This window comes from Cryobacterium sp. Y29 (genome assembly GCF_002929825.1).
Classification (GTDB): Bacteria; Actinomycetota; Actinomycetes; order Actinomycetales; family Microbacteriaceae; genus Cryobacterium.
The window spans coordinates 260,218-271,321 of sequence record NZ_PJJN01000034.1 but is presented as its reverse complement, the minus strand read 5'-3'; the positions used below and the strand labels follow the sequence as shown (position 1 = coordinate 271,321).

Sequence of the window (11,104 nt, the reverse complement as noted above, 5' to 3'; positions counted from 1 at the left end):
ATCACGAGGGAGAACACGTTGTAGATGGTGTCGTACTGGGTCTGGGTTAGGGAGTCAGGTATCAAGATGTCCTCTACTGTCTACGAGCATTTGCCGAAATGACGGCGATCGAATCGAAAAATATAGCTAACCAAGTTATGTACCAAAACATACTCCGGCCGACAAGATTTTGCCAGCAAATTCGAGACCGATTCCGGGAAATGCTGATCGGTTTCGGGTTTCTCGCTAGGCTATTTTTGTAAATCACCCGATCCGCACCATGGCACGAGATCGAGTGCAAAGGAGTCGGATGATTCATGACGTGGACGCTGACCTCGTGATACTGGGCGCGGGCTTGGCCGGGCTCACTTTGGCGGCCCGGTTAGCTCGGGAGCGTTTCGGCGCGCGCGTCGTGCTGCTGGAACCTCGCACGGCCTATCAAGACGATCGCAGCTGGTGTTTTTGGCGACCGGAACAGCATGATCTGTCACATTTGGTCTCGCGACGTTGGAACACATGGACTTTTTCCGATGCAGCGGGTTTGACCGTTCGGCACCAGGTACCCGGGCTGGCTTACCAATACGTTCGGGGCAGCGATTTCTACGCGAGCGCGCAGGCCGACATTGCCGAGTCGCCGCGCGTCGAGCTATGCCTCGGGGTGCGTGCCGGCACGGTCACGGCGGTTTCGGGTGGCGTTCGGGTGGAGTCCAGCGCTGGCACGCTGTTGGCGCGTCAGGTGATTGATACCCGGCCCCGGGCTGCCGCGACGATGCTGTACCAGAGCTTCGTGGGACTCGAACTGGAACGTGATTGTCCGCTGCCGTTCGACCCTGGCGAGGTGACGCTGATGGGGTCCCTCGCGTCCGACGCCGAGGGCTTGGGCTTTGTGTATGCCTTGCCGCTGGGATCAAACCGCGCGATCGTGGAATGGACGCGGTTCGGCACGGCGCCGATCAACCGGGACCGCCTGGTCCTGGAGCTGGATCAGGTGCTTACCGGACTCGGCTTGGCTGACGCCCGCCGGGTGCGAAGCGAGGGCGGCGTGCTGGCTATGGGACTGGGCCGCCAGGCCGCGCCGCCAATCGCCGGCGTGGTGCATGCTGGCAACGCTGGCGGTGCGCTGCGGGCTGCTTCGGGCTACGGGTTCTTGCGCATTGCACGTTGGGCCCAGCTGTGCACGGAACGCCTGCTCGCGGGGCGGGAGGCCGTGGGACATCCGGAAGAACCTCGACTGCGACGCACCTTCGATCGCATTTTTCTGCAGGCTGTTCGAGCGCACCCGGAACGCACCGCAGAGTATTTTCTCGCCCTCGCCCGCGGCGTTCCCCCGGCCGCACTGGTGCGTTTCCTCAGTGACGGTGCGCGGGCCGCGGACTACGCGCGCATCATCTCCAGCCTGCCGTGGAGCCCCTTCATCGCCCAGCTGGCCGCGCCCACCGTGCTCAGCCCTGCACCGGCCCTGCCGGTCGCCGCGGACGTCACCGCAATGCCCAGCACGAGCACGAGCGAGCCGTGATGCCCGGCCAAACAGCTCCGTCTCGGCCGGGGTCCGCCCGCGTCAGGCCGCGGTGGCGCCGGGTGCCCGTCGAGACGGTGGTGTTCGCCAGCCTCGCCCTGCTCACCTTGGTCGTGCTCGGGTTGGGCCTGCCACTGCCCTCGCTCACGATTCAGATCGTGCTCCTCGGGGTGCTGGTTGGGATTCTGGGCCTGCCCCACGGCGCCCTCGATCCGCTGATCGCGCGCCGCGTCGGACTGTGGCGCACCCCACTGGGCTTCGCCGGATTCAACCTGGCGTACATTCTCGTCGTGATCGGCGTTGTGTTGCTTTGGCTGATCGCTCCGGTGGCGAGCCTGGTTACGTTCCTGCTCGTGTCTGCTGTGCACTTTGGGTCCGATTGGAATGCCGACCGGGCGTTGTGGCTGCGGTTTCTCGCCGGCTTCGGACTGCTCACTGTCCCGGCGCTGTCACATCCCGCGCAGGTGAGTGCCGCTTACGTGGTGCTGGCCGGAGACGGAGGCGCGATAGTGGCCAACGTGCAAGAGTGGCTCGGGCCGCTCGCCCTGGCCAGCTTGCTGATCGCCGCCCTGGTCGCCCTCCGACGTCGAGCGCACGAAAGCATTGAAATTCTGCTCGCAACCATGCTCGCGCTCGCAACAGATCCGCTCGTCTTCTTTCTGCTGTATTTCTGCGCGCTGCACAGTTTTCGCCACCTGAAGGCGGGGTTCCGTGCCGAACGTGGTGGTGGACGACTGTCTGCCCTGATGGTGATGGTTTACACCGTGGTGCCCATCCTTCTCGTGAGCGCAGTGCTGGTCTGGCTCGGCCCCGACGGCGCCCTCAGCGAGCAGATTCTGCAGGTAGTGTTCATCGGTTTGGCGGGACTAACCGTGCCGCACATGATCGTCGTCACTCAGGAAAACCGTCACCGGCGGGCGTCAAGACCACCCGATCATGTGGTGGGTGGCCGCGTCGCCAGTGGCCGGAAAGTTATTGATTGAGACGGTGAGGCGGTGAGGCGGTGAGGCGGTGAGGCGGTGGACCTGGAACGCTATTAGATACAAACCACGCCTAATTCGCGGGCGGCTGTGTTGGCGCGGAACTCTTGCGCAGTGCTGTCTTTTACCTCCGCATCAGTATGCGTGTGAAATTGATTGGGACTTATTGACCACCCGGGGTGGTGAGTAGACAAGACCCGGCGAGTCTTGCATTTCAGGATCAGAGTGCATGTTGAAGGAGATGTCCCATGCGATCACGTTTGGTGCGTAGATATGCGGAGTTGGCGGGATGGGCACCTGCTGTGAGTGATACGCGCTCGAGGACGGTGATCCCGTGCGCGGTGAGCTGGTCGACCTTGTCCGGGTTGTTGGTGAGCAGGCGCACCGCCTGCAGCCGGAGATTGTGGAGAATCGCAGCCGCGGCGGAATAATCACGGCCATCCGCGGGGAGACCGAGCGCGAGGTTCGCATCGAGCGTGTCTAAGCCGGCTTCTTGCAGTCGGTAGGCCTTGAGTTTGTTGACGAGTCCGATGCCGCGGCCCTCGTGGCCGCGCATGTAGATCACGACACCGCCATACTGATTGATTGTGTTGAGGGCGGAGTCAAGTTGGGGGCCGCATTCACATTTCTGAGATTCGAAGACTTCACCTGTCAGACATTCGGAGTGCACACGAACGAGGCAGCCGTCGGTTGGTGTGCCGGACACGACGGCGAGATGTTCGCTGCCGGTGACGAGGTCGCGGTAGGCGCGGAACTGGAAAGTGCCGTGCTTGGTCGGGACGGTCGTTTCGACTTCAAACGTGACACCGGACATCTCGATCGAACGAATGGTGCCGACACCCACTCCCTCCGCGGAGAGTACCGCGGTGGGTGCCCCCGAAGGGGTGATACTGAAACATGTTTCAGCCATGATCACAGCGATTCCAGTGGCACATGGGCATCCGTGAGCCGGGCGCGATCGACCTGGTTGCCGCGCCGGATGATGCCTTGCACGGCTTCGTTGACATCCCAGACATTCACGTTCATTCCAGCCACAACTTTTTCACCCGCGACCCAGAAGGCGATGAATTCACGGCCAGCCCGGTCGCCTCGATAGACCACCTCAGCTCCCCGCGCCAGGGGCCCGAATCCGGAGTACTCCATTCCGACGTCGAACTGGTCGGTATAGAAGTAGGGGATGTCGTCGAAGGACACCTTCTGGCCGAGCATCGACCGGGCCGCAGCCTTTCCACCATTCAATGCATTGGCCCAGTGTTCGCTGCGCAGTCGCAACTTCGCCACGGGATGGTAGGCATTGGCAACGTCACCCGCTGCGTAGATTGCCGGGTCGCTCGTGCGAAGGGATGCATCGACGGAGACACCGTTATCGATCGTTAGCCCCGCTGAGTCGGCCAGCTCAACGTTGGGCGTGGCACCAATGCCGACCAAGATGAGGTCCGCGGGAATGACCTCTCCGCTGGTGAGTTTCACAGCGGTAGCTCGGCCGTCCTGTCCGAGAACACTGTCAACGGACACCGAACGTCGCAGAATGACGCCGTTTTGTTCGTGGAGATCGGCGAACATTTGGCCGAGCTCGTCGCCGAGCGCGTTCGCCAAAGGGATCGGGTCGCGTTCAAGAATTGTCACGTCGTTTCCCAGGGTGCGCGCCGTCGCAGCTACCTCCATGCCAATCCAGCCCGAGCCGATCAAGATGAGGCGCAGGCTTCCGCCCGCAAGCAACGGGCGCAGCGTATCGGAGTCATCAAGCGTGCGCAGGTAGCGCACCCCGTCGAGGCCTGCCCCGGGAATCGACAGGCGGCGAGATGACGAGCCAGTGGCTAGTAACAGCTTGTTGTACGCGATGGCCTCACCGGCAGCGGTATGAATGAGTTGGCGGGGGGCATCGATGCGGGCAATAGAAGTGTCGAGGAGTAAGTCCACGTCATGTTGCGCGTACCAGTCCTGGGGATCTACGTAGACAGAGTCGCGGTCACTGGATCCGCTGAGGTAGTCCTTCGAGAGCGGGGGGCGGATATAGGGCCGGTGCGCTTCGGCGCCGATCAGTTGGATCGGCGCGGTAAAGCCTTCTTCGCGCAGCGTCCTGGCAGCGGACGCACCAGCAAGCCCTGCTCCGACGATGACATAACTCTGAGAATCCGGCATGTTTCCTCTTTACTGGTCTGCTGGCGAGCTTCGTAGCCCAACTTTAGGAGCCTTCCGTTTCTTTTGTCAAGATACTTTGTTTTAGAGTTACGATCATCACTATGAAGGAACAATCACGGACGGACGACATCTCCGCAATAGCGTCGCTCAGCGACCCGCTACGTCGCGCTTTGTTCGATCTTGTCTCCCAGAGCGCCACGCCGGTGGGCCGTGATGAGGCGGCCGAGGCGCTGGGCGTTCCGCGCGGGACGGTGGCGTTTCACTTGGAGAAACTTGCTCGATGCGGGCTGTTGGACACCGGATTTCAGCGCCGCACCGGCCGAACTGGTCCTGGAGCTGGACGGCCGGCCAAGCTGTACCGTCGCGCGGCCAACGAAATCGTCGTGTCCGTTCCGGGCCGATACTACGCTCTGGCCGGAGAGTTGTTGATTTCTGCCATCGAGCAATCTGACCGCACAGGGGAGCCCGCCCAGGAGTCGCTCGCTCGGGTGTCCGAAGAACACGGTCGTGCATTGGGCACGAGTGCCGGCTCATTGGACGCGGTGCTGCAGTCAACCGGATATGAGCCTTTGGATGATGGTGATGGCGGACTGCTTCTTCACAACTGCCCATTCCACCAGCTGGCGCAGAGTCATACCGAGACCATCTGCGCGGCCAACCTGGCCCTGCTGGAAGGGGTCGCGGAAGGTGCGGGTGAGCGCGCGCGCAAGGTGCAATTTGCACCGAAAGACGGATATTGTTGCGTGCGTATCGCCCGGAATGCCGAGTAGGCGGCAGGACCCGGCGCAAACCCCAAAGCGTTCACCGACGCAGCCCGCATCATCGGCCAGGCGCTCACTTGATGCAAATACTGGCGGCGGTACTGAGTCGTTGAAGGAGGTCCGCGAGAACGGTCTGCTCCTCATCGCTGAGCGCGGCGGTGATGGCAAGCTCGGTTTCGAGGTGATTGGGCAATGCCGTCTCGATGAGATCTCTGCCCGCATCGGTGAGTGCAACGAGCTTACCGCGACCGTCGCCGGGGTTTGCCTGGCGCGTGACAAGCCCGCGATTCTCCAGTTTGTTTAGTCGCTGGGCCACTGCGCTCGTTGAAATCATGGCCTCACGCGCCAACGCGAACGGGGTAATACGGTAGGGAACACCGCTTCTCAGAAGGGTCGCGAGCACGTCAAAGGCGGCAGCATCCAAGCCGTGCTGGGCGAATGTTCTGGCAAGTCGCGATTCCACGACGTGGGCGGTGCGACTTAATCGACCGATGACGGCCATGGGTGATACATCAAGGCTGGGCTTTTCTTTGCGCCACTGTTCAATGATTCGGTCAACGTGGTCCGGCATGACGCCATTGTACCAATTGCTAACCACTTAGGTATAATGACTAAGTGCTTAGCAATCGAACTTTCTTGTTGGTGACAACAGCTTTGGCCCCGGCGCTGTGGGGCACGACCTACCTGACAACCACGATGCTGCTGCCGGAGGATCGGCCGCTGCTCGCGGCTACGTTGCGCGCACTTCCTGCGGGAATCCTCCTTCTCCTGCTCTGCCGACGGTTGCCACGCGGCGCATGGTGGTGGAAATCCTGGGTCCTGGGCATTCTCAACATCGCAGCGTTCTTTGCGTTGCTCTTCATCGCGGCCTACCGACTCCCGGGCGGTGTGGCCGCGATCATGGGCGGTATTCAGCCGCTCGTCATCGCCCTTCTGGCCAGCCGCGTTCTCCACGAGCGTTTGACGGGCCGGGTTGGCATCGCCGGCGCTACCGGCCTATTCGGCGTGTGCCTCATCGTGCTCCAGGCCCAAGCCCGCCTCGACACCATCGGCCTCCTGGCCGCTCTTGGCGGAACCCTTTCCATGGCATCGGGGATCGTGCTCACCAAAAAGTGGGGGCAGCCCGCGCCCCCACTCACGACCACTGCATGGCAGCTCATCGCAGGAGGCCTCTCCCTCCTGCTCCTCATGCTCGTGATCGAGGGCCTTCCCGTTGCTCCCCTGACACCGCTTAACGTCGTCGGATATACCTATTTGTCGGTCATCGGCACCGCGTTCGCTTACGTCATGTGGTTTCGTGGAATCGCACAGCTTGCGGCAAGCACCACGGCCTTCCTTGGCTTACTCAGCCCCGTCGTGGCCATCCTCCTCGGCTGGATAATCGCCGACGAAGACCTCACCCCAGTGCAGATAGCCGGGATCGTCATCGTGCTCAGCTCAATCTCCGCCGCCATTATTTCCAGGCGCGCAACGCGTACGTGCTGCGGTGATGCTGATCTCTATTCTCAGCAGATCCGCATTTGACGAGGCTCACCGTTCGCGATCGCCGTGGGAGGGCATAATGTGCGACGTTACTCGTTTGGTGAGCAGTCCCCGGACCGGCCGCCCAGTACTCAGACTGCGAGCTTTTTGAGGTACCGCGCCAGGGCACGTGGAGCCGAACGAAGCGCCTCGGCCTCAACGGCCGCGTTGTAGTTCGTGTTGGTGTTCACGTCGTAGGTGAGCACTCGGCCGTCTTCGGCTTCGATGAATTCGATACCGCACACTTCCAACCCGTTCCGGCGCGCGAACTCGAGGTATTTCTCGATAATCGAGTGGTCGAAGTCTTCGCGCAGGCTGAACAGCTGCTGACCGGCTACGGGGGCGATAGTGGCGCCGGGAGGCATGATCAGCTCGCGCGTGATCGGGTCGATGGCGCAGGCATCCGCTGGGCACAGCTGGAAACCGCCGCGCGCGGTGTCGGCCTTGACGGCGTAGATGAACTCGCCGCCGACGATCTCGGCCCTGGTGATGAACGGTTGTGCAGCCTGGATGTATTCCTGAACCAGTGTGATGCCATCTTGCGGCTCCTCGAACTCGTCGGAAGCAACGTACTCGGCGAGCTCTTCGTGGCTCGTGAACTTGCGCACGCCCAGACCCTTGCCGCCCTGATTGTGCTTGGTCATGAACGGGGTGGGAAAGTCGCGTGCGGCGGTGAGGATTTGCTCGCGGCCCACCGCTGCCACGGTGCGCGGGGTGTCGATGCCAACGGCCTTGAGCGCGACCAGCTGCTCGACCTTACTCATTTCAAGCTCGAGCACACGTCGGCCGTTGACCGTGCGGCGGCCGTGGGCCTCGAGCCAGGCCAACACGGCGCGGGCGTAATCTTTGGACTTTCCATGGTCACGCGTGTGAGCGGATGCGCTGATGCGCGACCAGAAGATTCCTTCCGGTGGTACCGAATCCAGGTCGAGAACGCCGTTGGTGAGCAGCCATTCCTTCACCTCCATACCCTCTGCTTCAAAGGCCCGGGCGAACGGCGCAAACCATTCGGGGTTCTCGTGCAGGGCATAGATCGTGGGCTGGCTAACAGTCATGAAAATCCTTTCGGGTTGCACTGATCGTAAGGAGGCCCCGACGCAGGGTATTCCTTGGGTCTTGCGTCGTCACTACTGCGGGATCATGATGCCGTTGCCCGGGCCCATCGGCAGGTCGAAAAAGAAGAAGACACTCAGCACGGCCACCCAGGCGAGCCAGAACGTGACTGCGAAGGGCAGCATGCGGGCGATTATGGTGCCGAGCCCCGCCTGTGGCTCGTATTTGCGCAGCATCGTGAGGAGCACGATCATGTACGGATTGAGGGGGGTGAGTACCTGGGTGGCCGAATCGCCGACCCGGAAAGCACCCTGGATGAAGGCGGGTTCATAGCCAAGTAACACGAACAGTGGCACGAACACGGCGGCCATCAGCGTCCACATGGCCGAACCGGAAATGATGAAAAGGTTCAGCAGCGAGGCGAGCAGCACGAAGGCAACGACGGCCGAAAATCCGGTGAGGCCGATGGACTCAAGGCCCCCGGCTCCGGCAACGGCCAGCCAGCTTCCGATTCCGGAGAAATTGAACAGGGCGACGAACTGGCCGAGGATGAACGCGAGCACGAGGAATCCGCTCATGTCCTTGATGGCGTGCCCCATCACGCGGGGTACGTCACTGCCCCTGGCGATGGTTCCGGTGATCTTGCCGTACACCAGCCCCGGAATCACAAACGTGGCGAAAACGATGAACACGATCGAACTCAACAGGGGCGAGCGAGGCAGGAACCCGCCGTCTTCGTTTCGCCACGGGGATTCCGGAAGGAGCACGCCGACGAGGATCACTCCGGCGACGACGACGCCCGCCACGAATGCCCAGAACAGGCCACGATTTTCGGTGTCCGTGAGCCGCGTGTTCATCGCGGCGGGACCCGACGCGTTGTCGTCGTCGATGATCTCCTCGCGCGCGATCCCTTGGCGGCCTAGCCGCGGTTCGAGGATTTTGTCGATCATGAAGCCGGCCAGGGCGATGAGTACGACCGCGGAGACCACATTGAAGAAGTAGTTTGAAACCGGGGTCACAACGGAACCGGCATTGGGTAGGTTCTGTGTGACCGACGTGGTGATTCCGGCGAATAGGGCGTCGAGGCTTGTCACGAACAGCGAGGTCGAGTAGCCGGCACCTACGGCGGCAAACCCGCCGAGCAGCCCGGCGACGGGATGCCGGCCGGCGGCCTTGAACACCAGGGCTGCAAGTGGGGGGATCACCACGAATGCTGCATCCGACATGATCGACCCCACGACCCCCACGAACGCCACGGCGTAGGGCAGCGACCAGCGCGGCGCCGAACCGAAAGCCTTACGGATCAGCGCAGCGAGCAGGCCGGACTTCTCGGCAACACCGACCGCGAGCAGGATGGGTAGCACCGTCGCCAGCGGCGGGAAGCCCACGTAGTTGACCCCAATGTTCTGGGTGAACCAGGTGAGCCCCTCGGCGGTGAAGAAGCCCTTGATCACTGTGATCTCGTCGGTCCCGGGCAGCTGCACCGTGACGTTGGCCCAAGCCATGGCGGTCGACGCCACCGCCGTGAGTGCGAACAGCAGCAGGAAGAGCATGAACGGGTCGGGCAGCTTGTTGCCGACGCGTTCGATTCCGCCAAGGACACGGTCGATCAGAACGGTGCGCCGAGTGGGGATCTGTGCTGAAGACATGGGGACTACCTTGCGTCGGATGGAACGAAACGATCGGTGTGAGCGGAGTTAGGCAGTGCCCGGTGAGGCGTCAGTCGAAGAAGTGCGGCACATCGATGGCGCCGCCCTGCTCCGCGAACTCTGTGGCCACGCTTCGGCGCAATTCGGCGTCGCAGAGAAAATCCAGGGCGGTGAGGGCGAGACCGCAGGCGCCGTCGAGGGCGCCCGACTCTGCGGCATCCGTTGCGGCGGCCGCCGCGAATTCACGGGTGTGCAGGGCAACGTCGGATGCCGCAATCTTGATCAGTGGGTGGATACCGGGGATGCGATGGCTCACGTTGCCGAAGTCGGTGGACGCTGCGATGGTTTCCGACACCACGCCAAGCGGGAGTGGCTGGCGCCCGCGGCGCTGCTGGGCGGCGACCCAGCGACCGGTGAGCGCGCTGTTCGTGCGCACGGGGAGTGAGGGGGCGTGCTCGTCCCAGTCGATCTCAACACTCGTTCCCGTCATCAATGCCGCGCCGCGCGCGATGTCGTCCAGTCGCACGCTGAGGTCTTTGAGCGTGTCCGCGAACTTGGAACGGGCGTAGAGCTTGAGTACTGCGCGCTCGGGAATGATGCTCGGCCGTGTTCCCCCCTCACTGATTACAGCGTGCACGCGGTCTACCGGCGGCAGCTGTTGGCGTAGCAAGCCAACGGCCTGGTACGCCAGGGTTGCGGCGTCGAGCGCGTTGCGACCCATAAAAGGTTGAGCGGATGCGTGCGCCGCGACGCCCGTGAACGTCACGGTGAGCACGCGCCGGCCGAGCCACACCTGGTCGGCGAGGTCGTAGCCGTATGGGTGCACCATGATTGCGGCGTCGATGCCATCGAAGGCGCCATGCCTGGCCATTACTTCTTTGCCGGAAAAGCCTTCCTCGGCGGGAGTACCGAGAAAGAACACCCGGCCTCTGAATGCGCTGGGATTCTCCTTGAGAGTGTTGGCCAGTGCGAGGAAAGCGCCGACTCCGGTGGCGGCGATCACGTTGTGCCCGCAGCCGTGCCCGACGTCGGGCAAGGCGTCATACTCGCTGAGAATAGCGATGGCCGGGCCGTCGGCTGAGCCGATCTCGGCGCGGATCGCCGTGTCGAGTCCGTGCACGCCGAGCTGCGCGTCTATCCCATAGCGACCGAGCAGCTCCACCAGATAGGCGGAGCTTCGACGCTCGGCGAAGGCGATCTCCGGGTCGGCGTGCAGGGTGTGAACGACGTCGTTCAGGTCTGGGGCGAGCGCCTCTACCTGGCTTTCGACCGCGCTTACGAGTTCCTCCGGGGCCCCGGAGAAAGGCGACGGCACCGACTCATAGGTCTGTATCCTGCGGGCGGTTTCGGCCTGAAGCTTCTGCAGATACGTGGTACTCGGCACTGTGGAATGGCTCATATATCCACCCTAGACAGGGAGACTACCCGGTGTCGCCGTGCTGACCCATGCCGTCATCTTCAGAACCGGTGCTGGTAGCAGACATAATACGGCCACGGACGAGC

Annotated in this window: 9 protein-coding genes and 1 pseudogene; 4 read left to right on the top strand and 6 right to left on the bottom strand. The window is 62.6% G+C overall.

Annotation, left to right across the window (positions count from 1 at the left end; all coding sequences use genetic code 11):
* The first annotated feature begins 289 nt into the window (after positions 1–289).
* Together CXY74_RS11575 and CXY74_RS11570 are read left to right on the top strand one after the other, a co-directional pair.
* Positions 290–1,495, top strand: a complete 1,206-nt coding sequence (locus CXY74_RS11575; protein ID WP_158252356.1) for a lycopene cyclase family protein — start codon at positions 290–292, stop codon at positions 1,493–1,495.
* Between the two features lie 62 nt (positions 1,496–1,557).
* Positions 1,558–2,478: a Brp/Blh family beta-carotene 15,15'-dioxygenase gene (locus CXY74_RS11570; RefSeq protein WP_158252355.1), complete on the top strand. Its 921-nt coding sequence runs from the start codon at positions 1,558–1,560 to the stop codon at positions 2,476–2,478.
* Positions 2,479–2,695: 217 nt separating this feature from the next.
* Here the strand turns inward: CXY74_RS11570 and ribA are convergent.
* Positions 2,696–3,292 (bottom strand): annotated as a pseudogene (gene ribA, locus CXY74_RS11565) (GTP cyclohydrolase II); the annotation flags it as partial.
* A 95-nt stretch (positions 3,293–3,387) separates the two neighbouring features.
* A complete protein-coding gene (locus CXY74_RS11560; RefSeq protein ID WP_104200547.1) occupies positions 3,388–4,617 on the bottom strand; it encodes an NAD(P)/FAD-dependent oxidoreductase in 1,230 nt (409 codons plus the stop codon).
* Between the two features lie 101 nt (positions 4,618–4,718).
* Between CXY74_RS11560 and CXY74_RS11555 the strand changes: the two genes are divergently transcribed.
* Complete coding sequence (locus tag CXY74_RS11555; protein WP_104200546.1) at positions 4,719–5,387, top strand: metalloregulator ArsR/SmtB family transcription factor; 669 nt, start codon at positions 4,719–4,721, stop codon at positions 5,385–5,387.
* A gap of 64 nt (positions 5,388–5,451) precedes the next feature.
* On the opposite strand, the gene CXY74_RS11550 is transcribed toward CXY74_RS11555, so the two are convergent.
* Positions 5,452–5,949: a MarR family winged helix-turn-helix transcriptional regulator gene (locus CXY74_RS11550; protein ID WP_104200545.1), complete on the bottom strand. Its 498-nt coding sequence runs from the start codon at positions 5,947–5,949 to the stop codon at positions 5,452–5,454.
* Positions 5,950–5,993: 44 nt separating this feature from the next.
* On the opposite strand from CXY74_RS11550, the gene CXY74_RS11545 reads away from it, so the two are divergent.
* The gene (locus CXY74_RS11545) at positions 5,994–6,902 is read left to right on the top strand and encodes an EamA family transporter (RefSeq protein WP_104200544.1); all 909 of its coding nucleotides are present in this window, start codon (positions 5,994–5,996) and stop codon (positions 6,900–6,902) included.
* Between the two features lie 89 nt (positions 6,903–6,991).
* Here the strand turns inward: CXY74_RS11545 and CXY74_RS11540 are convergent, their stop codons facing one another.
* From CXY74_RS11540 to CXY74_RS11530, 3 genes are all read right to left on the bottom strand, one after another.
* Positions 6,992–7,954 (bottom strand): RimK family alpha-L-glutamate ligase, encoded by a 963-nt coding sequence (locus CXY74_RS11540; protein ID WP_104200543.1) that lies wholly within the window; start codon positions 7,952–7,954, stop codon positions 6,992–6,994.
* 72 nt (positions 7,955–8,026) lie between these two features.
* The gene (locus CXY74_RS11535) at positions 8,027–9,601 is read right to left on the bottom strand and encodes an AbgT family transporter (RefSeq protein ID WP_104200542.1); all 1,575 of its coding nucleotides are present in this window, start codon (positions 9,599–9,601) and stop codon (positions 8,027–8,029) included.
* 70 nt (positions 9,602–9,671) lie between these two features.
* A complete protein-coding gene (locus tag CXY74_RS11530) occupies positions 9,672–11,000 on the bottom strand; it encodes a M20 family metallopeptidase (RefSeq protein WP_104200541.1) in 1,329 nt (442 codons plus the stop codon).
* Between the last annotated feature and the right edge of the window lie 104 nt (positions 11,001–11,104).